General features: G+C 62.7%; 18 protein-coding genes and 1 pseudogene. 10 read left to right on the top strand and 9 right to left on the bottom strand.

Going from position 1 to position 26125, the window contains the following annotated elements; genetic code table 11:
- Nucleotides 1–45 precede the first annotated feature (45 nt).
- The gene (locus tag IL252_RS14420) at nucleotides 46–2115 is read left to right on the top strand and encodes a hypothetical protein (protein WP_208628571.1); all 2070 of its coding nucleotides are present in this window, start codon (nucleotides 46–48) and stop codon (nucleotides 2113–2115) included.
- Complete coding sequence (locus IL252_RS14415; protein WP_208628570.1) at nucleotides 2112–5540, top strand: UvrD-helicase domain-containing protein; 3429 nt, start codon at nucleotides 2112–2114, stop codon at nucleotides 5538–5540. Before IL252_RS14420 ends, IL252_RS14415 begins: the two co-directional genes overlap by 4 nt.
- 22 nt (nucleotides 5541–5562) lie before the next feature.
- Here IL252_RS14415 and IL252_RS14410 read toward each other — a convergent pair whose 3' ends face one another.
- From IL252_RS14410 to IL252_RS14400, 3 genes are all read right to left on the bottom strand, one after another.
- On the bottom strand, nucleotides 5563–6819 hold the full coding sequence (locus IL252_RS14410; RefSeq protein ID WP_208628569.1) for an ABC transporter substrate-binding protein: 1257 nt from the start codon (nucleotides 6817–6819) through the stop codon (nucleotides 5563–5565).
- Between the two features lie 259 nt (nucleotides 6820–7078).
- Entirely contained in the window at nucleotides 7079–10981 is a 3903-nt protein-coding gene (locus IL252_RS14405; protein ID WP_208628568.1) for a PAS domain S-box protein, read from the bottom strand.
- Nucleotides 10982–11173: 192 nt separating this feature from the next.
- Entirely contained in the window at nucleotides 11174–12340 is a 1167-nt protein-coding gene (locus tag IL252_RS14400) for an ABC transporter substrate-binding protein (protein ID WP_208628567.1), read from the bottom strand.
- Between the two features lie 342 nt (nucleotides 12341–12682).
- On the opposite strand from IL252_RS14400, the gene IL252_RS14395 reads away from it, so the two are divergent.
- From IL252_RS14395 to IL252_RS14380, 4 genes are all read left to right on the top strand, one after another.
- A complete protein-coding gene (locus IL252_RS14395) occupies nucleotides 12683–13771 on the top strand; it encodes a metal ABC transporter substrate-binding protein (protein WP_208628566.1) in 1089 nt (362 codons plus the stop codon).
- Nucleotides 13772–13778: 7 nt separating this feature from the next.
- On the top strand, nucleotides 13779–14567 hold the full coding sequence (locus tag IL252_RS14390; protein WP_208628565.1) for a metal ABC transporter ATP-binding protein: 789 nt from the start codon (nucleotides 13779–13781) through the stop codon (nucleotides 14565–14567).
- The gene (locus IL252_RS14385; RefSeq protein ID WP_170095385.1) at nucleotides 14564–15592 is read left to right on the top strand and encodes a metal ABC transporter permease; all 1029 of its coding nucleotides are present in this window, start codon (nucleotides 14564–14566) and stop codon (nucleotides 15590–15592) included. Before IL252_RS14390 ends, IL252_RS14385 begins: the two co-directional genes overlap by 4 nt.
- A gap of 239 nt (nucleotides 15593–15831) precedes the next feature.
- Nucleotides 15832–17022: an ABC transporter substrate-binding protein gene (locus IL252_RS14380; protein ID WP_208628564.1), complete on the top strand. Its 1191-nt coding sequence runs from the start codon at nucleotides 15832–15834 to the stop codon at nucleotides 17020–17022.
- A 403-nt stretch (nucleotides 17023–17425) separates the two neighbouring features.
- Here IL252_RS14380 and IL252_RS14375 read toward each other — a convergent pair whose 3' ends face one another.
- Together IL252_RS14375 and IL252_RS14370 are read right to left on the bottom strand one after the other, a co-directional pair.
- Nucleotides 17426–18598, bottom strand: a complete 1173-nt coding sequence (locus IL252_RS14375) for a Fic family protein (protein WP_208628563.1) — start codon at nucleotides 18596–18598, stop codon at nucleotides 17426–17428.
- 343 nt (nucleotides 18599–18941) lie between these two features.
- On the bottom strand, nucleotides 18942–19265 hold the full coding sequence (locus IL252_RS14370; protein WP_208628562.1) for a hypothetical protein: 324 nt from the start codon (nucleotides 19263–19265) through the stop codon (nucleotides 18942–18944).
- Nucleotides 19266–19403: 138 nt separating this feature from the next.
- Here IL252_RS14370 and IL252_RS14365 point away from each other — a divergent pair, with 138 nt between their 5' ends.
- Nucleotides 19404–20327, top strand: coding sequence for a helix-turn-helix domain-containing protein (locus IL252_RS14365; protein WP_208628561.1), 924 nt, complete (start codon nucleotides 19404–19406; stop codon nucleotides 20325–20327).
- Complete coding sequence (locus IL252_RS14360; protein ID WP_244257220.1) at nucleotides 20327–21166, top strand: DUF6036 family nucleotidyltransferase; 840 nt, start codon at nucleotides 20327–20329, stop codon at nucleotides 21164–21166. The genes IL252_RS14365 and IL252_RS14360 overlap by 1 nt, the downstream gene beginning before the upstream one ends.
- A gap of 82 nt (nucleotides 21167–21248) precedes the next feature.
- On the opposite strand, the pseudogene IL252_RS14350 reads toward IL252_RS14360, so the two are convergent.
- The 3 genes and pseudogenes from IL252_RS14350 to IL252_RS14340 all read right to left on the bottom strand — a co-directional run.
- Nucleotides 21249–21500: pseudogene (locus IL252_RS14350) on the bottom strand (phosphoribosyl-AMP cyclohydrolase); the annotation flags it as partial.
- Between the two features lie 51 nt (nucleotides 21501–21551).
- Complete coding sequence (locus IL252_RS14345) at nucleotides 21552–22892, bottom strand: RNase J family beta-CASP ribonuclease (protein ID WP_208628559.1); 1341 nt, start codon at nucleotides 22890–22892, stop codon at nucleotides 21552–21554.
- A 413-nt stretch (nucleotides 22893–23305) separates the two neighbouring features.
- Nucleotides 23306–23623 (bottom strand): RPA12/RPB9/RPC11 RNA polymerase family protein, encoded by a 318-nt coding sequence (locus IL252_RS14340; protein ID WP_208628558.1) that lies wholly within the window; start codon nucleotides 23621–23623, stop codon nucleotides 23306–23308.
- A gap of 456 nt (nucleotides 23624–24079) precedes the next feature.
- On the opposite strand from IL252_RS14340, the gene rnz reads away from it, so the two are divergent.
- Both rnz and IL252_RS14330 read left to right on the top strand, forming a co-directional pair.
- Nucleotides 24080–25012: a ribonuclease Z gene (rnz, locus tag IL252_RS14335; protein WP_208628557.1), complete on the top strand. Its 933-nt coding sequence runs from the start codon at nucleotides 24080–24082 to the stop codon at nucleotides 25010–25012.
- A gap of 202 nt (nucleotides 25013–25214) precedes the next feature.
- A complete protein-coding gene (locus IL252_RS14330) occupies nucleotides 25215–25724 on the top strand; it encodes a macro domain-containing protein (RefSeq protein ID WP_208628556.1) in 510 nt (169 codons plus the stop codon).
- 41 nt (nucleotides 25725–25765) lie between these two features.
- On the opposite strand, the gene IL252_RS14325 is transcribed toward IL252_RS14330, so the two are convergent.
- The gene (locus IL252_RS14325) at nucleotides 25766–26122 is read right to left on the bottom strand and encodes a hypothetical protein (protein WP_208628555.1); all 357 of its coding nucleotides are present in this window, start codon (nucleotides 26120–26122) and stop codon (nucleotides 25766–25768) included.
- Nucleotides 26123–26125 lie beyond the last annotated feature (3 nt).

The following is a 26125-nucleotide window of genomic DNA, read 5'->3' as shown; positions in this document are numbered from 1 at the left end:
TCGAGGCGAGCACCTTTAGGGCACAACTGCACTTCTCTCACAGGTATGGACGACGCTGCCGCCGCCCGGCGCTGTTCGCCCGCCGTCCACGTCCACGACGAGCAGTCTCTTCTGGAACGCCCGCAGCGAGCCCGCGACCCGCTCGACATCGTGATGACGCCCGAGCAGCTCCACCAGCGCAACTGCAAGCGGGCGCTCGCACAGCGCAGCCGGCCCCGTTCGTCGGTCCTGTTTCGGACGCCGATCGACGTGGCGTCGCGGGTCCTCTCGACCCACGAGGGCCGAGCGGTCGAGACGCTCGATCGGCTCGACCGGCTCCGGCTGTTCCGCACGCTCCTCGACGAGCCGCCCGCGGGCGTCGAGGCGCTCACCACCGTCTACGGCACGGCGCTGACCGAGCACGCCGAGTCGATCGAGGTCGCTCGCGAGGAGCTCCAGCTCCTGACCGGCGGGCGAGCCGACCGAGCGGCGGCGCTCGACGACGTTCGCTCGTCGCTGTCGGCGGCTGCCAGTGCCGACACACGCGCGCTCCGCACCGGGGTGGGTGCTCTCGTCGACGCTCTCGACGAGCGTGTCGCGGCCTATCCAGCTTCCGGGGCTGTCTTTCGGGCCTGTGCGAGCGCGATCGAGGCGACCGACGGCGCAGTGTGGTCGGCGACGTTCCCGACGATCGAGCGGATCGATCTTGCTGGCGTCAGCACCCTCGGCGCGCCGGTCCGGGACTTTCTCACGGCGGTCGAGGCGGCGACCGACGTCGACGTACACTACTACCTCCGGGCCGGGACCGGCCCTCGGATCGCCCGTCGGCTGGCTACCCGGTCCGGGATCGCCGACACCGCTCCGGATCGCGTCGACGAGTCGCCCGACGGCCGGCTCGACCAGCCGCCGCGGACGACCGAGATCGCGGTCGAGACGAGACACGACGAGGCTCGCACCGCGGCGGCGATCGTCGACGGGGCCCTCCAAGCGGGTGCCAGCGTTGACGACGTCGCGCTCGTCGCTCGGGACGTCGATCGCTACGAGCGGCCGGTGGGGCGCGCGCTGTCGACGTACGGACGGCACCCGTCGGTCTGGACGCAGCTTCCGCTGACGCGGACGCTCCCCTACCGGCTCGTCGTCGCCGTCTGTGAACTGCTGGGGGCGGCCGCGACCGACGACATCGCCGCCGACACGCTGCTGGAACCGCTCGCACTCCAGTGGACCCCGCCCCGCGGCGGTCACGACCGCCCGACGCCACCGTCGACGGTCCACGCGCTCGGCCGTGCGCTCGACGGCGCGTCCCGTTCGCGGGTCGGATGGCTCACGGCCGTCCGGGAACTCGACGGCGTCGACACGACCGCACGCGAAGCGGCGGCCGGCCTGCTGAACTGGATCGGCCAGCAGCCCGCAGAGCCCGCGCCGGCCGACATCTGTCCCGTCCTCGTGCCTGTCGTCGACGCGTTCGACGAGTCGGTCCTGCCCCGCCGGGCCGCGTCAGACGGACCGGACTACACCGAGACCGCCCAGACCGCCCGCGCCGTCGAGCGGGTCGCCGGCACGGACGACGGCGATCACCTCCTTCGCGAGACGCGGGCGAAGTACGCCGACTGGCTCGAACGGGGCCACCTCGACCGCTCGTGGGACACCGTCCTGACGGTCCTCGACGCGCTCGCGACCGCTCGACCCGGTCGGCGCGAACACGCCAACGCCGAGCGCATCGACGTGCTCGACGCGACGGACGCCTGGCTCCGGACGTACCCGCTCGTGGTCGCGCTGGGGTTCGTCGACGGCGAGTGGCCCCAGCGTCCCCACGGGGAGTTGCCGGCCGAGCTGCGGGCGGCGATCGTCCGGGGCCAGACACGGTCGGCCCGTCAGTTCCCCGTTCGGGGGGCCTGGTCGACCGAGCGGGACCTCGATCACTTCGCCGACGCGGTCCGGGCTGCCACCGACCACCTCATCGTCACTCGCTACACCAGTGACGTGGACGGCGTCCGCTACGAGCGGTCGCCGCTGCTTGCCCATCTGGACGCCGACCGCCTCGCGCCCGAGCGGGTCCGTCGATTGCGGGCCGGCGACGCATCGACGCTCCACGACTGGATCGACGACGGCCCGAGCGTGGGGGGTGGTGGCCGGTGACCGACGGCGTCCCGCCCCTGGAGGGCGCACAGGAACGCATTCGCGACGCGTTCCTCGCTCACGACCGGGGGCTGTTCGTCCTGAACTGCACGGCGGGGTTCGGCAAGTCGACGACGGTCGAGCGCGTCGCCGCCGAGGCGCTGGTCGAGGCGGCCGCCTGCGAGCCCGCTCCCGAACGGGGGCTCTGCGTGGTCTCGTTCTCCCGCGAGGACGCTGCCGGCATCGTTCCGGGGATCACTGCCGCGCTGGCCGCGTTCGCCGACGACGAGCAGGCGACGGCGACGACCATCAGCCCCGAGCGTTCACAGCGGCTCCGCGAGCGGGTCCGCCACGCCGACCACGTCGGGACCATCGACAGCATCTTTCGCACCGTCTTCACGGAGATTCACGCCGAGTACGGCTTCGACCAGATGCCGACGGTCGGTAACGACGCGCACCTCACCTCGCTCCGGGAGGCGGCGCTTGACGTCCTGCGTGACCGCGAGTCACTGACGGCCCGGTTCGAGCGTCTCGACGAGGCCTACGGCGACGAGACGGCCAGCGACGGACGGGGGGCCGACGAGCGCACGCTGGACACGCTGCTCGAAGCGGCCCGCTCGGCCAAGCGGGCCCGCAGACTCTCCGACGAGCAGTTCCGCGACAGACTCCTGGGCGCGATCGACGAGGCCTACCCGGACGGTCGCCCGGCCACGTTCGAGGCCGTGGTCCGTGACGTGGCGCGGTTCTTCGACGAGGAGACCGCGGCGGCGTTCCGGCAGCGACACGACGACGAGGCGGCGGTCACGGCCCAGTCCCGGACGTGTTTCGACCGCTGGCGTGCGCGCGTCGAGGAGTTCTGCTCGCTCGTGGCCGCCTACGAGACCGAGTACGACCGCCGGTGTCGCGAGCGCGGCGTGCTCGCCCACCAGGACGTGGCGTACTGGGTCGCCGACTTCTTCGAGGACGCTGGCGACGGCGACGACCCGTTCCGCGAGCGGGTCCGACAGCGCCACGCGCACGCCCTCCAGACGCTCGTCATCGACGAGGCCCAGGACGTGTCCGTCGCACAGCACGACGCGCTCGCGCCGCTGGTCCCCGACGACGCCCGCGTCCTGCTGGCCGGCGACACCGACCAGTGCATCTACGCCTGGCGCGACGCCCGGCCGGCGCTGTTCACGCGGGCGTTCGAGGCGGGGGAGTACTTCGGGCGATCCTGGACGCCCCACGAGCGGGCCGACGCCGCACGGACCTACCGGATGCGACCGGACGTCTCGGCCGCCGTCGACGCCGTCTTCGAGACGGTGTTCACCGATCCCGCACGCGGTGGCCTACACCGGACCGGCGACGACTACACGCTCGTCGAGACCGACCGCGAGCCGACGAGCGAGCCGGCGGTCCACGTCGCGAGCTACCGGGCGCGGGGCTCACCGGGGACGACCACGTGGTTCGAGGAGAGCGAAGCAGCGCCGCTCTCGAACTACCTCCACGGTGCGCTGGCCGACGACGGCTTCGCGAGCCGAGACGCCGACGGCCCGGTGGAGGTCCTCTTCCCGACGCGGACGAACATGCGCTCGCTCGCCGCCCGCCTGGAAGCGACGGGGCTGTCCGTCGCCGACGCCAGCGAACTGCTGTTCGAGAGCCCGCTCGTCGAACTCGTCGTCGGCGTCGTCGAGTGGCTCGTCGACCCGTTCGACCCGGAGCGAACGCGTGCGCTCCTCGACGGTGCGGTTCCAGCGGTGACCTGCGACGACGGGACGACCCTCCACGAGATCGCTGCGGCCGCCGATTACCGCCTCGACGAGATCGGGACCGACGATCGACTCCCGGCCCGCGTCGAGACGTTCTTCGACGGCCTCGCCGAACTCCGCGGGCGGCTCGCGCGACGGACGGCCGATCCGGGGGCGCTCAGCGTCGCGAACGTCGTCGAGACGCTGGCCCTGGCGACCGATCCGTTCGACCAGGTCGACGATCCGCGGCGCTGTCTCGCCGTCCTCGACACCCTCGTCGAGACCGTCGAGGAATGGGAGGGGACCGACCGCTACGCGCTGTCCGAGCTGGCCGGCGTCCTCAAGCAGTACCGTGCGTCCCCGTCTCACGGGCCGCTCGTTCCGGTCCCCGACGCCAGCGACTACGACGTGGTGTTCCGGACGATCCACAACGCGAAAGGCGACGAGGCCGACGTCGTCTGTCTGGCCGATCTGAGCCGCCCGCTCGGAGTCAACGGCCCGCACCGCGATTCGTTCGTGGCCCGCGGTGAGACGCTCGCGCTCGCACCGCCAGCGACCGCGCCGTCGGTCCCGATCGACGAACCCGGTGCCCACGGCGTCGAGTCGGTGCCGCGGCTCCGCTGGGCGACGAACCGCTGGGTCGGGGACGAGCAGCCGCGAATCGGCGGCCCGCCGGTGTTCAGCGAACTCGCGGCCGCACACCGCGCGGACCGCTGGCGGACGCTGTACGTCGCCATGACGCGGGCTCGGGACCACCTCGTCCTCTCGGTGCCACGGGACGCGACGAGCGTCGGAACCCCGCCACAGGACAGCTGGGTGACGACGATCCGGCGAGCACTCGATCTCCCCGACTCGCTCTCGCGCGGTCGGATCGACACCGCGCTCCAGCGACCCACCGGGGAGTACCCGCTTACGATCGGCTGTCTCGACGTGGCCTACGACGCCAGCGTCTCGCCGTCGCGTCGCCCGACGCCACGGACCGCGCTCGCGTCGTCGCCGACCCGGACGGGCCGGACGCCGCGCTTCGTCAACGGCAGTACGCTCTACCCGCTGGCGACGGGACTGGACGAGCACTGGCTCGACCACCTCAAAGGGACTTCACTTCACAGCGAGCGCCCCGCTCCCGCCGACGACCTCCCGCTGGCCTTCGACGCGGTCGGTCCCGACGACCTCGGCACGATCGCACACGACGTGCTCACGACCGCCGTCGAGCGAGGCGTCTCGACCGCGACGCTGGAAGACTGTGCCGAACCGCTGGCAGAGAGGCTCGAAGCCGCCATCGACGAGCAGTGCCGCGCCGTCGGGGGCCGCGAGCGCCAGCAGGTGGTGCGCTACGTCCGCGAGACCGTCTGTCCGCAGTTCGCCGCGACCGGCGTCTGGGAGCGCCTGCAGTCGAGCGCCGTCTACGTCGAGGAGCCACTCGACGCCGTGATTCCCGTCGCCGACCACACCATCGAGACCCGGAACCACGCCGACATCGTCTCGCGCGCCCCGGACGGCACGTGGTACGTCGACGACATCAAGCTCGTCCTCGCCGACACCGACGCCACCCGCGACCGATACGCGCTCCAGACTGCCTTCTACGCCTGGCTGCTCGAACGCCAGCTCGACGACGCGACGGTCCGGGGGCACATCACCTTCGTGGGCGAGCGCGTCGACTCGACGGCCGGCACCGCGCCGGTCGACGACATCGAGTCGTGGCTCGCGCGGTTCGCGTGAGCCGTTCGCACCGCTGGCAGTATCAGAAATCGCCGGTCGCGATCGCTGCCAGCCGTCGTCGATCGAACAGCTGTTCGTCAGCCGACAGCTCTCCGTAGCCCGGATACGCGCCGAACTCCTCGGGGTAGAGCTGCTTTGCCGCCATCTCGGTCTGGAACATGTTGATGATCGGTCCCTGGTAGGGCGTGCCCCCGACGTACAGGTCCCCGTTGTCGACCGCGGTCACTCTGCTCCCGACGGGGTGGTCTTCGAGCAACTCGCGTTGCTGCTGGATGTAGTTCGTGCCGTCGAAGTCCCGGTAGGTGATCCCGAAGTTGAAGATGATCACGTCCGGATCGTACTCCAGCAGTCCCTCGTGGTCGACGGTCACCGAGGACTGGCCGTCGTAGGCCCCCTTGAACGCGTCGACGACGCCCAGGTCCCGATACTGTTTTTTGCCCCACGTCGCTTCGACCTCGGATTTCGGGTTGTAGACGACCCATCCGTCCCGGTTCTCGGGGTTGTACCGGCCGTTGACCAGCGCCATCGATCGCCGCTCCTCGGCCGGTGGGAGCCGAGTGGTGACCTCCTCGACGAACGGTTCGTACAGCTCCAGCAGTGCGTTCCCCCGTTCTCGTTCGCCGAACAGCGCCGCGTACTTCGGGATGTACTCGGGGAGCGAGAGGTAGTCGTAGGGCTCTCCGACCGGCCAGTGCGTCCAGCCGTCGAAGCGCTTTCGCCTGCTCTCGTTGCCGAACCAGGGGGCCACGTCCGCTTCGATCTGGCGCGCCCCTTCTTCGTCGAGCCCGTAAATGCCCATCAGGGCGTTCGGGTCGACGGCCATGAGGTCCGGATCCAGCTCGTACACCATCTCGATGTCCGTCTCCCGGTCTTCGGTCGTGATCTGGGCGAGGTCGTCCGTCGACGGTGCGGTCACGCCGTCGAGGAAGTCGTAGAACCCGGTGTACCAGAAGCTCGGGTCGACCATCCCGACCGCGCCGTCTGCCTGCCCGAGCGCCGTCAGTACGTCGGCAGTGAACCCGAGCCCGCCGATCCACGAGGACGGCGGCGCTTCGAGGGTCACCTCGCCGACGGGAGGCATCGTCGCCGTGTACGACTGTTCGGTGGGCGTGTCCTCCTTCGACGCCGTCGCCGTCGGCTCGGGGGTCGGCGTCGCCGTCTCGGTCACGTCCGAACCCGAACTCTCTTGATCGGTACAGCCGGCCAGCAGGCCCGATGCGGCGACGGTGAACCCGTACTTGATCGCGTCACGTCGCGTCGATGTCTCGTCTTCGACCATGCTTTTAGGCTAGCCTAAAGATATAAAGGGACTGCGGTTTAGGCTGACCAAACATTCTCGACGGCACCCTGTTTATACTGCCGGCTGTAACTTCGTGAGGATCTTCGCCACCCCGGGGTGGCGAAATCGGTCACAGATGGACAGCCGGTAGTATTACTGCGGCCCCCACGTCTGTCGCTGGTCGCCGTCGGGACTGGTGGACTGCTGTCGCCGTCCGATCTCGTCGGACGGAGCCATTCGTGACAGACCGTCGGCAGTGTCACGGGGACATCTCGAACTCGAACCGCGCTCCGCCCGCTGTCCCGCCGGTGACACTGACCGTCCAGCCGTGGGCCTTCGCGATGTCTTCGACGATCGAGAGTCCGAAGCCGGTGCCGCCCTCGTTGGTGGTGGTGCCGTGTTCGAACACTGTCGCTCGCTTCTCCGGCGGAATGCCGACACCGTCGTCTTCGACGTAGAAGCCGTCCGTCTCTGCCAGTCGTCCCACGCTCACTGCAACCTCCTCGCCGCCGTGTTCGACGGCGTTCCGAAAGAGATTCTCGAACAGTTGGGTCAAGCGACCACTGTCGCCCGCGACGACCGGGACAGATTCGACCGTCAGCGTCGCCGCGCTCGTGTCGACGTACCCCCACGCTTCCGTCGCGATCGTCTCGAGGTCGATCTCCTCGGTCTCGGTCACGGTCGACTCGCCACGCGCGAGCGTGAGCAGGTCGTCGATCAGACGCTCGATGCGCTCGTGTGCGGTCTCGATCTTCTCGAAGTGTGCCGGATCCTGTGTCTGCTGGACGATGTCGGTGAACCCGATCGCGACGCTGAGCGGGTTCCTGAGGTCGTGGGCGACGACGCTCGCGAACTGGTCCAGCCGTTCGTTCTGGCGCTGTAGCTTCGCCTCCCTGTTCGCCCGACCGAAGGCGGCTTCGACGGTCGCTCCGAGGATGCGAAACAGGTCTACGTCCGTCTCGGAGAACCCTCGCTCGTTCGAGGTCCCGACGCCGACGAGCCCGTACTCACCCAGTGGAACGAACAGCCCACTCGCCGGCAGCGCGTCTGCCTCGTCGATTCCCGGCTCCGCCTGGAGATCGTCGTACGTCCGCAGCTCCGAGGACTCGAACGCCTCCCAGGCCAGATTCTCATCGGGCTGGAGCCGTGGCAACTCGCCGAGCAGGTCCCCGACGGCCTCACTCGACGCCAGCGGAACGAGCTCGTCCGCTCGTTCGTCTGCCTCCCAGATTCCCGTCAGCTCGAAGCCAAGAATTTCGACGGCTGTCTCGACAGCGATCTCACCGATCTCGTCGCTGGATTGTGCCCTGCTGAGCCGCTGGGCCGTCTCCTGTAGCGAGCGCAGTTTTGTCTCCAGTTCTTTTTGCTCGGTGATGTCCTCGAGCACTGCGAGGATGCTCGTCACCTCGCCGTCGGGATCGCTGATCGGGGCGACCGACAAGAGTAGGTCCAGTTCGTCGCCGTCCTTGGTCTCTCGTCGTATCTCTTTGCCGCGGATCCGCTCGCCGCTCAGCGCTCGCTGTCGGTGTTCGTCGAACTCGGCCTGCCTGTCTTCGGGGATCATCGGGTTCGGCTCCCCGAGCACTTCTGCTCGCGACCAGCCGAACATCTTCTCGGCCTCGTCGTTCCAGCGGACGACGGTGCCGCCACGGTCGATCTCCATCACCGTGAGTGGCGTCGCTTCGATGAGCGATTCGAGCCGCTGGTTCGTCGCTTCGAGATCCCGCTCACGTTCGACCTGTTCGGTGACGTTGCGTGCGATACCGACGATCTTGACGATCTCACCGTCGACCATCACCGGTGCGAGGCTCGTCTCCCAGAACCGCGCGCCCTCGTCGATGGCCAGTTCTTCGCGGTACGAGATCGGCTCTCGCTGCTCGACACAGCGGCTGTAGTTCGATTCGAGCGCTGCGCCGCGTTCCGCTCCGAACACCTCGCTTGGCGTCTGGTGGCGAACGGCCTCGGTCGTGAGCCCGGTCTGATTCTCGTATCCCGAACTGAGCCGTGAGAACTCGAATGCCGGCTCCGAGCCGGTCGTATCGACGTTCAGCAGGAAGATCGCGTCACCGGACGTCTCCAGCAGCGCCTCGTACTCCTCTGCGAGCTCTCGGTGGTCGCGCTCCTGGGCTTTTCGCTCGGTGATGTCCTGAAAGACGCCACGGAGTACGGTCGTGCCGTGGGGTGTGCTGTCGACGCGTTCGCCCCACACGCGCACGTCCCGGATCTCGCCGTCGGCTCGAACGATCCTGAGGTCGAGGTCGTAAGCCTCGCCGTGTTCGAGTGTCTGCTCGACAGCAGTCGCGATCGTTTCCCGGTCGTCGGGATGGTAGAAGTCGAGCGCGTTTTCGAGTGACGGGTCGTAGTCGTCATCGACACCGTGGATTCGACGGACGCCGTCGGACCACTCGAGATCGCCAGTCGAGGGGAAGTACTCCCAGACACCGATCTCTGCGATGTCCTGTACCCGCTCGAAGAGGAAGTCCTGCCGTTCGAGTTCGGTCTGGTCGCGACTTCGGGATATTTCGGTGCTCACCAGCTCCGACAACAGTTCGACGAATGTCCGCTCGGCCACCCCGAACGGCGTGACTCGTGTGGTCGGGCTCGAGAAGTTGATCGTTCCGTAGCGCTCACCGTCGACGACGAGCGGCGCACCGATGTACGACTCCAGTCCGAGTTCGCGATAGGCGGGATGGGTCCGCTTTCCGTCGGCGACCGCGTCGGTGAACGCACAGATCCCGTCATCGTCGATGACCTCCGCACAGTACGTCGCTTCGAGCTCGAACTGCGCTCCCGGTTCGATGTTGGCTTCCGGTGCGTGGACTGCCTCGACGGTGTACTCGCTGCCCCGAACGCGCGATGCGATCCCGATCTCCAGGTCCAGCGTCCGACAGCCGACCGCCAGCAGTTCCCGGAGTCGGGTCTCGCCCGAGATGTCGCTCTTTGCCATGACGCTCTGAAGCTCTCGGAGCGCGTCACGCTCTCGCTCTACTCGTTGCTCGACTTCGCTCTGTTCCGTGATGTCTCGGGCGACGACGAGGACCTGCTCGCTGGTGCCACTCCGGAACGGCGTCACGCGGATGTCGAAGGTCCGCTCGTCGTTTCCGACCGCCATATCGACCTGTAGGTCCGAGTCGTACAGGCCGGTCAGGCCACCGTCGCCCTCTGGCCCGTCGAGCGCGGCGTCGATGACGCTTTGTAGCTGCTCTGCCTCGTCGTCGGAGAGTCGCTCCTCGACGACCGCGTCGATCTGTCGCCCATCGAGTGTCGTCGACTGGTTCCCCCCGACCAGGCGTTTTCCGGCTCCGTTCGCGAACTTCACGACGCCGTCCTCGTCGACGACGAACACGATGTCGTGGATGTTTTCGAGGATGGCCGCGCTGCGCTCCAGTTCTCGTTCTCGCTCCCGTTCTTCGGTGATCTCACGCGAGAAGACGGTCAGGCCGTCATCGTCGGGAAACGCCCGCACCTCGACCCAGTAGTCAAAGGGGTCGCCGAGGCGCTGTTCGAACGACACCGGCTCGCCAGTCTCCATGGCAGTCCGATACCGCTCTTCGAGTTCTGTGCCGACGATCGAGGGGAACTCGTCCCAGATTCTGCTGCCGACGATGCTCTCTGGGTCCCTGCCGATCCGGTCGGCCATCTTCTCGTTCATGTACTCGATCCGCCAGTCGTCGTCTACCGCGTAGATCGCGTCTGTGGCACGTTCGAGCGTCCGCTGGAACCGGTCGGAGAGCCGCTGTGCGATGGCCGCTTTGCGTGTGGCTTCGACCAGCGTGTGGATGCGGCGTGCGAGTAGCTCGAAGTTGTGCTGGTCTGCCCGCAGCGGGATGTAGTCCGAGACGCCCGCCTGCGTCGCTTCGCTGGCGATCCGCTCGTTGCCTCTGCCGGTAAACAGGATCGTCGGCAACTCGGTGTCTGCCGATCGGAGCTGCTCGATGAGCTCGATTCCAGTTCCGTCCGGCAGCGAGTAGGAAGTGACCACACAGTCGATGGCCGCTGTCTCGATCTGTTCACGGGCGGCTGCGACGGTGCCGGCAGTCGAAATCTCGAACGCCGAAGAGTGATTCTGGAGTTTGGTGCGTGCCAGATCGACGAAGTCGGTGTCGTCGTTCACATACAGAAGACGAATCTCCTCCGACGTGGCGTTCTCTGTATGATTCATTACTGTACAGAGGCGGTGCTGTTTAATCAATCACGTGCACCGATTCTCTTTCCTGATAGTCGAAGGTCTCGATCGAGTCGACGACTGTCTCTCGGCCCGTCCCGAGTACGCTCATACTGCCGGCTGTCACTTCGTGACGATCTTCGCCGCCCCGGGGTGGCAAAATCGGTCACAGATTTACAGCCGGTAGTATCAGAAGTCCCCGCCGATGACGTCTGCGACCCGCTGTCGATCGAACAGCGTGAGCGACTCCTCCCGAAGTGTCTCTATCCCGTTCCACTCGCCGAACGCCTCGGAGTAGAACTGTCTCGCCGCCGCCTCCGTCTGGAAGAGGTTGACGATCGGCCCCTGGTACGCGGTGCCGCCGCGATACAGCCGGTCGTTCTGAACCGCCGACAACTGACTGCCGACCGGATCCGCACGCATCGTCTCCATTCGGGACTCGAACTCCTCGGTCGAGACGTGTGAGAAGCCGTACTGGAATACGATCGCGTCGGGATCGACCTCCAGCAGTTGCTCGTAGTCGAACTGGCCGTAGCCTCCCTCGATGTGGTCGTCGAAGGCTCCGCGCATCCCGAGGTCGCGGTACTGCTTGTGGTTGTTCCCCGCCTGGACGGGATAGACGTAGAACGTGGCGTTCTCGAACTGCGAGTTGACCGATACGAGACCGACGGTCGGTCGCTCCGCTGCCGGCGGCAGCCGCTCCTCGATAGTCGCCTGCACGTCGTCGTGGACGGACGCGAGCGCCTCGTAGCGCTCTCGCTCGTCGAATGCGTCCGCGACGATCTCGAAGGCATCATACAGCGAGTAGTACGGGTAGCCGTGCCAGTCGTCGCCACGCCGCCGAATGTAGTTCCCGAGGAACGGACCGACGCCGGTGGCAATCTCTTCGGCGTCGTCTTCGTCCCAGTCGTCGGCCAACACGCCGATCCAGTTCGGATCGAGCAGGTGCATGTCGGCGTCTAGCTCGTAGAAGATCTCCTTGTCGAACTCGCCGTCACCGGAGATCGGCGAGACGTCCTCGAAGGAGATGTCGACCCCAGGCAGCGCGTCGTAGAACACGTCGGGCATTCCGTCGGGGTCCCACAATCCCTGCAGGCTGTCGGCTTTGCCCAGGGCGATGCCCATGTCGCCGTACGTACTGAGATAGCTCACCCAGCGCTCGGGCGGTGCGTCGAACTCGACGGTACCCATCGGCTCCATCGTTACCGAGTAACTGGTGTCGGCGTCCGTTTCTGTCGCTGTGACCGCCGACGTTGAGGTCCCGGCGTCCGTCGACTCGCCGTCACTGCCGGACCCGCCGTCGCCCGTACAGCCGGCGAGCAAACCTCCGCCGATGACTGCGCTGCCGCACTTCATGTACTCACGTCGTGTCGGTGGCTACCGACCGCTGCTGTCGTCTTCCATGCGTTTTAGGCTAGCCTAATCTATCAAAAGCGTTCCGGTACTTCCCGAGCCACTGCCAGCGATACGTCCGTGGGTGTGCCAGCAGTTGCGGCCGGCTTCCACTTCGAGGGCTCGTCACGCCGGCCGAGGGATGCCTCGAAGCTGTCGCTGTGAACACTGTTGCTCACACGATACCGCAGTATCACCGGCAGCGATACCTCGGCGGAGGATTCCGCGACCACGAATTAGACTAGTCTAATCTTTATCTTTGATAGATACTATTATATAGTTTGACTAATCTCTAGCTAGTCGACGATGGACGATACGACGCAGTCGCGAACGCAGCACAGCTTCTCACGTCGAAGAGCCATCACTGCCGGTGCCGGACTTCTCGCCACCGGCCTCGCCGGCTGTACGACCAGTGTCGGTAGCAACGATACCAGACCCACGAGCGACGCGGACGGCGCGAACGGAGACGGACCCACCGTTGCAGTCGCTTCCTTCTTCAGCTTCTACGACTTCGCACGGAACATCGTCGACGGGACGCCAATCCAGGTGGAAAATCTCGTTCCGACCGGATTGCACGGTCACGGGTGGGAGCCGAATGCGAGCGTCACGAAAGACATCATCGAAGCGGACGCGTTTCTCCACGTCGGGCCGGGGTTCCAGCCGTGGGCCGACCGCGCGATTCAGACACTCGAAGACGACGACGTCGACACACAGTTGATCAACGTCCGTGAGGGCGTCGAAATGGTCGATCTCGCCGCGACGCTGGATCCCGACGAAGAGGGGGTCGGAAAGCAACAGGGGAAGGACCCACACTTCTGGCTCGATCCCGACCGCGCGAAGCAATCGGTCGACAACATCGCCGACGGACTCGCACGACTCGCACCCGAACAGGCAGAGACGCTCCGGAAAAACGCCGAGACGTACAACTCTGAGACCCTCGAACGGATCGACCGGGACTACCGGGCCATCTTCGATGCCGCCGACCGAAACGTCGTGCAACTCGCGGCACACAACGCCTTCCAGTACATCGGGGTCACGTACGACGCCGAGATGGTACCCCTGGTCACGAACCTCGCAGCCAGTGGCGACGTCAAGCCCTCTGACATCGCCGAGGCGAAGGCGGTCATCGAGGAAAACGACATCGACTACATCGCCAACGGTGTCTTCGAGTCACGGAAGCCGGCCAAGCAACTGCTCGCGGAAACACAGGTCACTGGCTATCTCCCCGTCACCCCCTACGCGGGGGTCCGAGAGGACTGGGTCGAGAACGACTGGGGCTACGAGGAGATCGCTTACAACATCAACATGCCCACGTTCGAGGTCGTCCTCGGCAACAAACGACCCGAGGAAGCCGGACCCGACGGCTGGGCCGACGAGTGGCTGAACTTCGAGTGAGCATCCAATGAGTACACACAACCCCGAGAGCACCACGAGCGCAGAGTCAGCCAACAGTACCGAGTCGATCGTCGAACTGTCCGGCGTCGACTTCGGGTACACGTCTACCCTCGTCGTCGAGGACATCTCGCTTCGGATCGACCCCGGTGAGTACGTTGCGATCGTGGGCCCGAACGGGTCGGGCAAGTCGACGCTGATGAAGTTGCTGCTGGGGCTGGTTCGACCGGACGAGGGCATCGCTCGGCTCTTCGGCGAGCCCTCCCACGAGTTCGACGACGGCTCTCGTCTCGGCTACGTCGCCCAACACGCCAGTGCCTCGAAAGAGATGCCGATCACCGTCCGCGAAGTCGTGAAGATGGGTCGGTTCCCACACGTCGGCTTCGGTCGGCTCTCGGGCGCGGACTGGGTCATCGTAGACGAGGCGCTTGCCACCGTCGGTATGACGGCGTTCGCCGATCGTCGCGTCACACAGCTGTCGGGCGGTCAGCGCCAGCGGGCATTCATCGCCCGTGCGCTCGCCGGTGAGGCTGACCTGCTCGTGCTCGACGAGCCGACCGTCGGCGTCGACATGGAGTCCGTCGAGGCGTTCTACGACCTCCTGGATTCGCTGCACGACAACGGTATCACGGTCTTGCTCATCGAGCACGACCTCGGTGCAGTCACCGAACACGCCGAACGCGTCGTCTGTCTCAACCGGGAAATCTACTTCGACGGACCGGCTAGTGAGTTCGTCGAGAGTGACGCGCTGGCTCGCGCGTTCGGCACCACGGCGAATCTGCTGGGTGGTTCTCGATGACCCTCCTCGCTGCTCTTTCGCTTCAAACGGGACTGCTGGATTCTGTGCTCGGGCCACTGTACTGGTTTCTGGCGTACTGGTCGGAGATTATGTCGTGGCTCGCCGGACAGACCGGCCTCGAAATCCTCCAGTACGGCTTCATGCACCGGGCGATTCTGGTCGGTCTCTGTATCGGTGTGATGGCACCGCTGATCGGGACGTTCCTCGTCCACCGCCAGCTCGCGCTCATCGGTGACGCACTCGCCCACACGGGATTCGCTGGCGTCGCGATCGGCCTGTTCCTGAACGCCGTCATCGACCTGGGGGTCTCGCCGTATCTGACGGCCGTCGTCGTTGCGATGATCGCAGCCCTGCTCATCGAGCTCATCTCGGAGGCGACGGACGCCTACAACGATGTCTCGATGGCGATCGTGCTCTCGACGGGCTTCGCGCTGGGGACGACACTGATCAGCATCAACGCAGGCGGGCTCGCTGTCGGCGTGAATCAGTTCCTCTTCGGCAACCTCTCTACCGTCTCGAACGAGAGTGCGGCGATACTGCTGGCGCTGTTTGGCATCATCATCGGCGTGATCGGGCTCACACGCAACCAGCTACTGTACGTCACCTTCGACGAGACGGCCGCTGCGGTGTCGGGTCTCTCGGTGAGCTGGTACAACCGCATCACGGTGATGCTGACTGCGATGGTCGTCGTCGGCGCGATGCAGATCATGGGCGTCATCCTGGTCGCGGCGATGCTCGTCGTCCCCGTCGCTGGCGCGAGCCAGGTCGCACGGAGTTTCAACGAATCCCTCCTGATCTCGGTCGTGCTTGCCGAACTGGCAGTTATTCTCGGCATCGGAGCGTCGTACTACGGTGAGGCGACTGCCGGAGGTGTTATCGTCCTCGTCGCGGTCGCGATTTACGTCGTCGCCGTCGTGCTCGGGAAGCTCCAGACCGCCTTCGGCGAGGAAGCGACTCCCGAGATGGGCAGTATCGACATGGGCGAATCCGCATCGAAGGGTGAGCAACACCGGCCTGGGAGCTGACGCGGTTCATCGCATCCTCTTCGGCGTTTCTGACGGCGTCGTCTCCGAGCAGCCCCGCCAAGAGCACACCACCAGTGGCGAGAAACGAACGGCGGGAGGGCATACAGAGAGCCACCCGTCCGAATCGTATAGACACTCTGGAGATCGTCTCTGGGACCTAAATAGAACATCCACCCGACACAATATTTAGGCTAACCTAAAACACCACTTTTAAGTAGGATTAGGCGGGCCTAAAATGTATGGCCGGCAGCTATAACTCTCAGAAGACACCGACGCGGCGAGATGTGCTCAAGTACGGCGGTGCTGTTACAGGTAGCGGATTGATGGGGGGTTGTGCGGGATTGTCCGGTTCTGACTCTGAATCAACTCCGACTAACGATACGACTGAAGAGTCGACCGAGACATCTACTGAATCCACTAGCTATTCTGTAACGATGGAACCGACGGGCACCGTCGAGTTCGACTCAGTCCCCGAACGGTGGATTGCCTACGATGGCAGCTACGCAGATATGGGGGTCGCATTGGGCCAAGCCGACGGTATGACCGGCATTGGTGGGGCTGATCGATACTATACACACCTGTACGACGAGTTACCAGGTGTGACGGTCGATACCGATCCCATTGAAAGTTCTCCAGAAGTTCGGACAAAAGAAGAGTTCTACGAGCTCGATAATGATGTCCACTTATATGACCCATACATGCTCATCAATTGGTTCGACTGGGACGAGTCGGACATCGAGGAAATTTCCACGAACGTCGCCCCCTTCGTCGGCAACTTGATTTTCCGCCGATCGGACAGTTGGCACGACTATCGGTACTATACGTTGTACGAGGCTTTCGAGAAGGTCGCCCAAGTGTTCCAAGAACAACAACGCTACGAGGCGTTCAAGCGACTCCACGACGAGTTCATTGCGGACATACAGACCCAACTCCCGGCAGCCGATGAGCGACCGAACGTTTTCCTCACATACGGCGTCACGGAGGAACCCGACGAGTTCACACCGTACCGACTCAATGATAGGGGAACGAGCAAGAAGCAGTGGCGTGACCTCGGCGTGAACGACGCTCTCGGCGGGACGGACATCGAGAATCAGAGTACCACCGAGAACACGGATCTCGACTACGAGGGGCTGCTCGAGCTGGACCCGGACGTGATCTTGTTCCGAAACTTTGCCGAGATGTCGGCGGCAGAGTTCCGGGACACCGTCCTCGCGTACATGGAAGACCATCCGGTTGGAAGCCAACTGACGGCCGTCCAGAACGGTCGCGTCTACCGCGGCGGATACCTCCATCAAGGGCCGATCCACAACCTGTTTCTGACCGAACGGGCCGCGAAACAGATTTACCCCGACGTGTTCGGGGACGTGACGGGCGACACGGAACTATTTGACCGTCAACGCGTCGCAGACATCATCAACGGGGACTTCTAGAGTCCTGTCCCGTCGTCTCTGATTCGACAGAGGGCGAGCGATCACTCTCTGATAGCTTGTTCGAGGGTGTGGACGGCGACGGTCAGCTCCAGTTCTCTAAATTCGCGGTACACGCGGCTGGCCAGACAGCGGACCGAATCGGTGTTTGATGGCCGAAAACGTCGTCTCGGCAATCAACCGTTGCCCGTAGAGACCGTGTTCAACTGCGCGTTGTGCGTGTCCGCAGTGAGTGAATCGCCGACGTTACTCTCTCTCCACTGATTCTATCTTCGGAGCGACACCATTTCCTGTCGTCTGTGGATGAACAGAGCACTATCCTCCGAAGTAGCACATCTCCCCATGCTGCAGAAGTTGAGACCGGTTGTCTCAATGCGTATGCCTCAAGCCCTCTCTGCTCAGCCGTTCAGAGCTGATCGATCGGCTTGTTGATGATCTGGAAGACTTCGCTCGCCCGGTAGAACCGATTCCGATCTTTCCCGGTGAGTTCTTCGAGTATTCCGTCATCTTCGAGTTGTCCGATCAGTCGGTTAGCCGTGCTGTATTCGACATCCAACCAGTCGGCTGCTGTGTTCACGTCCAGGTACGGATCTTCGAAGAGCCGCATCACCAGTTCAAGGATATTCTCAGACCGCTCGCTCTGATAGCGCTGTTGATAGTCTTCTCGGAGGTCGACTAGCAGGTTGGCCCGCTGGTGGGCCTCATCTGCTTGCGACTGCACGCCACGCAGGAAAAACAGGAGCCACTCTTCCCATTCACCGTGCTGACTGACTGACAAGAGATGATCAACGTAATCTGACCGTCGTGCGTTAAAATACGAACTCAGGTAGAGATACGGCTCGGGCAAGAGACCATCACGTTGCAGAAGGAGACTGATCAATAGCCGCCCGAGTCGTCCGTTCCCATCGAGAAACGGGTGAATCGTCTCGAACTGGTAGTGGATCAGCCCGATTCGGAGAAGTGGATGCAGATTTGTCTCTTGGTTCGCATACTCGAGCAAGTCTTCGAGAAGGTCGGGGATCTCGTTCGGGGGCGGCGGCACGTACCTGGCGTCTTGGATGTATGGCGTACTGCCGATAAAGTTCTGAGTCGTACGGAGTTCTCCTGGGTCAGCCTCATCCCCACGGACACCCGAAAGCAACCGGTCGTGCATCTCGCATAGCAATTCGACGGTGATTGGATCGCCAGCTGTGATCGCATCCAATCCGTGCGTCAGCGCGTGTAGATAGTTCACGACTTCTTGGGTGCCCTGCTGCCTGTCTTCGTCGATGAGAGCCTCCTGTCCAGCCTCATAGGCGTAGATGTCTGAAAGAGTAGCATGTGTGCCCTCGATTTGCGAGGACTCCAGCGCTTCTTTTCGGATGAACGGCTCGATCAGGATCTCCCTTGAGCCGACACGTGGACCGATGCCGTGAAGTCGGCCAAGTGCCTGTGTCGCCTCCGCCAGCGGTGTAATGAGCTGTTCAGTATTGATTGAGGGCGGAAGCGGGTCAGGTTGAAACGCCGAATACGTCCCCTTCGACGTCGTCGTGGGAACGATCTCACCGGGTGCTGCCTCGTCGAAGTCATCTCGCTCCATTAGTGGTATCCCTACGAATACGCCCACCACTATTGGTATTTTTGGCACTAAATCAAAATAACAGTCTGGCTGATTGCGCTGTTACAACTACTCAGGATCTTTGGGGAGTTCTAAGCGCCGTGCACCTAGTGCACGGGTTTCTGCAACTGTAACGCTCTGAAAAGATGATATATCTGACTGTACCATGTGAAGACTTCTATGACACGCTGTTGCTTCGGAAATAGTGGAGGGCGCTGGATGGTGATACAGCTCCGTTCTATTTTCACTTTGCACATGGAGTGGTAGCATCAAGTTCTAGCCCTAGATAGAGTTCCTGTACAACCCGTTGTCTTCCTTTCCTGGTTCATTCATCCGGATTGACTGGCCCTTTATATTTGGAGGTCACTGAATCACCCTCCCGCCACTGCCAGTAGTAGTAGCGATTGTCGTTGATTTCCTTGATCGTGATCGTCGCTTTGGCAGGGACGTCGTCCGGGAGATCGTCCGGTCGCTTTTCGACCTCTTCTTGATCTGCCGACTCCTCGAGACGGGCCTCTCGTTCCTTGTGCTCGGCGAGCGCTTCAGCGTACGTCGCAACGTCTCGGAGCTGCTCCGGGTCCGACTCGTTGAGCGTGTTGACGATCTCCGTCGGGAGGTTCGCTGGTGGGGTCGGGGGTTCGTAGGACATCGGCTAATCTCGTGTTAACCAACACGGCCCACGAATTCATAGTTTTGTTGGTTAAGACGATGGAGACGGCTCTCGTGCCTGCTGGCTGTAACACTACTCGAAATTTTTTTATATATAAGTTTCGTACTATGTTACACCGTGCTCCGGCGCATCGAACTCGAGGTCCTCGCCACGGTCGACCGCGGCGACACGATCTCCGAACTCGCGACGAAGCTCAACCACAGCGAGAGTTACCTCTCTCGTGCTGTCGCCGAACTCGTCGAGAAGGGACTCGTCTACACGGAACGCGACGGGCGGCGAAAACGAGTCGTCCCGTCGGATGCTCGTGCCGTCGAACTCTACCAGGACCTCGTCCGCCAGCACTCCCACATCGACTTCCCCGAACTGCTGACGGGCAAGGCACTCGAGGTGCTGTACTACCTCGACCAGCCGCGAACCGTCTCTGAGATCGCCGACCGGAGCGATAACTACCGCAACACGGTTAACCGCGTCCTCAAGCGGTTTCGTGACCGTGGGCTTGTCGGGACGGCCGACGGCCACTACGAGTTCAACGCCGACTTCGACCGCCTCCACGAGTTCGCCCGTGAACTCGCACACCATCTGCATCGCCAGCGCCTCGAAGCCGTTGCCCCGAAGGGTACGATTCTCTGGGAGGACTACGACGAATTCCTCGCGCAGGCCGAGACGGAGATCGATGCAGAGGAGTTCCACGAAACCGGCCTCGCTCGATTCGCAGCCTTCGACCTCCAGTTCCTGCTCACCGGCCACCGCTACTACGTCTACTCCGAAGACCTCGACGCAGTCTCGCCGGCGGAGCTCTGCTGTCACACGCTGCTGATCGACGACGGCAGTCGCCACCGCTCGTACTGTCTCCTCCTGCTCAGCCACGTCGACGTCGACGAGGCGGACCTCCGAGAGCAGGCGGCGAAGTATGGCCTCGAAGACGAAATCGACGCCTTGCTGCGCTACCTCGAGACGCACGGCGAGGTCGACGACGACCGGCTCCCGGAGTGGGACGAGTTCCAGGAGTTGGCGGCTGACTACGAGGTGCCACTACCATAATGAGACCAACATTCGGACGCGAGTACATCGAGAACGAATTCCAGCGCATCGGGGATGGCCTCTCAGCCCCGCTCACGGTCTACCTGATTGGTGGTGGCGCGATGTCGCTGCGCGACCTCAAGGGGGCGACGAAAGACATCGACCTGGTCGTCCCGGATGGCGACGCATACGGTCAGCTGTGGGCGGTCCTGATGGACCTCGGGTATGCGGAGGTCCAGTCGCTGGATCCAGATTACCGGGCGCTGGGGGCGACGAGCTGCGTCGAGAACGACGACGGGTGTCGCCTCGACATCTTCAACCAGCAGGTCGCGAACAAGCTCGTGCTCACCGACGGGATGCAAGAGCGCAGCGAGCCGTTCCTCGACACGGATCGACTGACGGTCCGGCTGGTCAGCAACGAGGATATCTTCCTGTTCAAGGCGATCGCAGGCCGCGACGACGACATCGAGGACATGAATATGCTCGTGCAGGCCGGCCTCGATTACGATGTCGTCCGGGATGAACTCGAAGCCCAGATCGAACGCCTGGGGGACGATCAGTTCGCCACGTTCGCGAACGAGGCCCTGCTCGGCATCGCTGACAGCGCCCGTGAGCCGGCCAGTATGGCGCTCTTCGCTGACGAGGGGAAGGGGAGTGGGATCACGAGTAGTATCGGAATCCGTGGTCTCGTCTGGCGGCCGGGTGCCTTGCTCGCACCGTTGCTCGGTGGCTATCTCATGGATAGCGTTGGAATGGCGTGGGTCTTCCTTGTTGGCGGGGGCACTGCCCTGATTGGCGTCGTAACGTTCCTCGGGATCATCTCCCAGCGATTCGGCATACGGGAACTAGCTCGATGGTAGCTGCAGTGGGGACAGATTCAAGCTAAAGAGACGTCGGCGCACATCTCGTCGCCGTCATACCTCACGTTCGAACTTTCCCGTCTGCATCACCGTCGCAATCGACACGGATCTCACGAACCCGTTGGACGTGACCGCTGGAGCCGCCTTTCTGCCACAGCTCTTCGCGGCTGCGAGAGTAGTAGTGAGCCAGTCCGGTGTTCTGTGTCTCGGTCAGGGCTTCGGGCGAGACATATGCGAGCATGAGGACTTCGTCCGTCTCTGCGTCCTGAGCAACAGCCGGGATCAGGCCGTCGTCGCCAAACTCTAGTTCTACTGTGAGTTGCTCGTCGACCATGTATAGTGGCCAGAAGGGAAGCGGGATACGAGTTACCGTTCGGCCACGTCCCTACTCGACGAGTGTAATCCGGTTTCCGTTACTGGTCACGTGGAGATCGCGACCGAGCTTGTAACCCTGATCCGTCGCCAGGTCGACGTAGCCGGAGAATCCACCGATGTCCTGATGGGCCGGAATGATGTGGTGTGGCTGGAGTACGTCGAGCATTTGGTAGTGACCTTCCTTGCGGAGGTGTCCGGAAACGTGGATGTCGTCGTAGATACGCGCGCCCTGCATCTTCAGCAACGATTCCGCCTGATAGCGCTGTCCCTCGTTGGTCGGCTCCGGGATGATCCCCGCCGAGAAGATGACCTTATCACCGTTCTCTAGCTCATAGGGCGTCTCGCCCCGTCCCATCCGGGTGAGCATCGCGCGCGGTTCTCCTTGATGGCCAGTCACGATGGGCAGGTACTGCTCTTTCCCTTCGTTCATGATACGCTCGAACGCACGATCGACGGACTTTCGGTGACCGTACATCCCGAGATCGGCAGGAAGCGAGACCGCATCGATTCGGTCTGCCGTCCCGGAGTACTGTTCCATCGAGCGACCGAGGAGAACGGGTTCTCGGTCGATCTCTCTGGCGAACTCGACGAGTGACGACACCCTCGCGATGTGGGACGCGAACGTGGTCGCGACGATACCACCGTCGTAGTCCTCCATGCTCATCAGGGCGTCCCTGAGCTGACTGCGAGCGACTGACTCACTCGGTGTGCGCCCTTTCCGGTTCGCGTTGGTGCAGTCTTCGATGTAACAGAGAACGCCCTCGCGACCGAGCTCCCGGAACCGCTTCATGTCGATGGGGTCGCCGACCACCGGAGTGTGATCGATACGCTTGTCCAGCCCGTAGACGATCGCTCCCTCGGGCGTGTGCAGGACAGGATTGATCGCGTCGATCGTCGAGTGCGTGACGTTGACGAACTCCAGTTCACACCGATCTCCGATGGACATCGTCTCGCCGGCGTCCATCTCAACGAGATCGTTCTGCACGTGGAACTTGTTCTCGTCGTTGATCTCTTCTTCTACTAATGCGAGCGTGAATGGCGTCGCGACAACTGGTGCGTCATAGCGGTGTGCGAGTTTCGAGATAGCGCCGATGTGGTCAAGGTGGCCGTGTGTCGGGACGATGGCCTTTACGTCTCCCTCAAGTTCAGACATGATGCGATCGTCCGGGATCGCCCCCATGTCGATGAGATCGAGCGAGTGCATCCCCTCCGTTTGGATGTTGTCGTGAATCAGTACCTTCGAGAGGTTCAGGCCCATGTCGAAGACGACGATGTCGTCTCCGGCACGGATGGCTGTCATCTGGCGTCCGACTTCCTCGTAGCCGCCAATAGTTGCGATTTCGATTTCCATGTGTCTGATCCGATCAGGGCGATCCCAGAACTCGACGAGGAGTTCGCCGTGACACGGAGAGCAGGACTGACTCGATATCCAGAGGATCGAACGTCTGATGACGGCGATGTCCCCCGATACGACGACCTGCCCGGGGACAGCACGTGTTTCGGTTATGTTTGAGTCGGTCGGCCCGACGTAAATACCCCGTGGAACGGGACTAGACATGTTTAGAAGACTGCAACCTCTGGGACTCTCCCAGGATTTATTTTCATTGCTGGCTCTTGTGACAGCGGTTGTTGAGAGCCTCGAGAACATTGTCGGAGCGGTCAGGAGTCGATCTGTGGCTCCACTTGAGACTGATCGCCCCGGGAGTAGAGAGTCTGCTGTGGCGGTCTGTGCATATTTAAACGGCGGAAGTCGCGACTGCGCCGTCAGGACTCTCGCCACTTGTGACCGCACTCGACGCAGGTGAACAGCCGAACCTCGTAGGAGCCACCTGGCTTCGGCATCATCTCGGAGGAGGCCCGGTCGCTGTCGCAGTCCTCAGCCGGACAGGGTTCTTGCATCGTCTCGCCAGAGTCCTGGGTCGCGTCGGCCACGGCGGGTGCCCCGTCGTCGCGCTGTCCATCCTGGGTTGTCATCGCCGCTTCTGCGTGCGAGTCCCGCGACGCCTCATTCTCACAGGAACGACACACCCACGTGTCGCCCTCCGTGTGCATCAGCGAACCACACTCGTCACAGAATTGCATATAATGGAGGAAGACACGGGTGCCAGATATATGTGTTAACTTCCGATCCGTCGTGGATTTCAGAGTTTGTCCATTCTGCGAAGTTCCGATTTTTGATCCGAGGTGAGAATGATCGCTCCGCACACCGGACAAAGGACTTCTTCCGTCGAGTGTGAGTCGATATCCAGTATTCGACCGTCGAACTCGCAATCCGGACACTCGACGCCCGTTACCTTACCGCCGACGAGGATCATGCGATCCCAAAGTGCATCGTCGAGAGCCACAGTGTCTGCTAGTCTCGCGAACTCAGAAACCGGTTGCGCCCTCGGAATTCCACAGTAACAGGACACGGTTGGATGCTACTGGGGATATCTAGAACACTTCTCTGGGTTCGGCTCTCACTTAGATAATTGAGTATCCTGCTCGGCGTGAGCCGCTCTCGAAGCCGCTTTCACTCTCGGCCAACGAGCCCGTTCCATGGAAGTGACCTTTCTCGGAACTGGCGGAGCAGTCCCGACTATCCAACGGAACACGAGTTCGATCTTGCTTCGCCGAGAAGGGGAACGCTTCCTCTTCGACGTAGGTGAGGGCACGCAGCGTCAGATGATGCGTTTCGAGACGGGATTCGGTGTCTCTGCGATCTTTTTGACACACATGCACGCAGACCACGTCCTCGGGCTTCCGGGCCTGCTCCAGACGATGGAGTTTAACGATCGAACAGATCCCCTCTCAATCTACGTTCCGGCTGGAACGCGCGGCGATATCGAAGAACTCCTTGATGCGACCGCTACGGATCCCAGCTATCCCCTCACGATTCGGAATATCTGTCCCGGTGACACTGCCCTCGAACACGACGAATACACGATACAGACGTTCGAGACAGATCATCGTACTCGATCGATTGGGTATGCTCTTGTCGAACGAGACCGAAAAGGCCGCTTCGATCGAGAACGCGCCGAAGAGTTGGGTGTTCCCGTCGGACCGAAGTTCCGGCAACTACACCAGGGGACGCCCGTTGAACTCGACGATGGGACTGTCATTGATCCCGAACAGGTCGTTGGACCGCCGCGTCCGGGCAGACGAGTCGTCTACACTGGTGACACACGACCAACAGCATCGACTGAATCAGTCGCCACGAACGCCGATCTGTTGATCCACGACGCGATGTTCACTCACAATCGCGTCGAGCGGGCACAGCAGACACGACACTCGACCGTACGAGAAGCTGCAAAACTGGCAGTTGAAGCCGATGTCGAGCGCCTCGCGTTAACACACATCTCTTCACGATACGCAACTGATATCGAACCACTGGCGGAGAGTGCAACCGATATCTTCGGATCCAATGCGTTCTTCCCCGATAATGGCGATTCGATTTCCATTCAATATGATGATGTCAGATCGAAGGGATAATGCGAGGTTGACACCAGTCGTATCTGTCTGTTACCTGCATCATTCGGGATATGGCCTCTGCAATCTCATTGTGTCCGTCTTGCGGGTGAACAGGGAACGAATCTGACCTAGAGGAAGACGAGGGTGAGCAGCAGTGCCCAGTATGTCAGAATTCAATTAAAAATGACTGATATTTTACCGCGTGGACTGTGTACCTACCTACATGGACTTCCGAGTCGTCAAGGGTGATATCGCTGACGAACGGGCGGATGCTCTCGTGAACGCTGCCGGTACGAGCCTCGAAATGGGAAGCGGTGTCGCCGGGTCTCTTCGGCGAGCGGCCGGTGGTCCGATCAATGAGGAGGCCGTCTCGAAGGGACCGATCGACCTCGGTGATGTCGCCGTCACGAACGCGTATCAACTGGACGCCGAGCACGTCATCCACGCCGCTGCGATGCCACACTACGGTAATGGTCGGGCATCGGCGGAGAGCATCCGCGATGCGACTCGACATTCACTCGAAGCTGCCGACGAAATGGACTGCGAATCGATAGTACTCCCGATCGTGGGAACCGGTGCAGCCGAATTTCCGTTCGAAGAGGGAGCAACGATCGTTTGTGAAACTGTCTGGGAGTACGAACCCGAGACGCTAGAAGACATCCGCGTCATCGGCTACACCGAAGCGGAGTACCGGACACTACAGGAAATCGCCGACGAAGTCCGGACACCGTGATAGTTCAGCGGAACCGGTAACGGGAACGCAAACTGGACTTATCAGCTGAGAATACGTACGAGGCGACGGAACAGAGGGAACGGTCTGTGGTCGGCAAAATCCCGGACCGCCGCCTGTGTCGCTTCGATGCTCGGTGAATCTCGGGAGAGTGATCCGTCACGGAATCTCGTGGACAGTTGTTCGATGAAGTCTTCAGCCCCCGCGAGCGCCGCCGCTTGTGTTTCGTACGTTTGGACCGGGTAATCGTGTCTGATCTGCTTCGACCCTGGGACGACGGTGGATAGCCGGAGCTGGTAGCCGTCGATCTCTTCCGGTTGTTGAACGGCGACGATGAACGTCGTGTCATTGGGTGATTGATATTGGAACACTGCTAGTGGCTCTCTCGCCCGTTCATTCATACT

Origin of the sequence: Halomicrobium sp. IBSBa, from assembly GCF_017612575.1 — an archaeon.
Taxonomy (GTDB): Archaea; Halobacteriota; Halobacteria; order Halobacteriales; family Haloarculaceae; genus Halomicrobium.
This window is presented reverse-complemented; position numbering and strand designations above follow the sequence as displayed.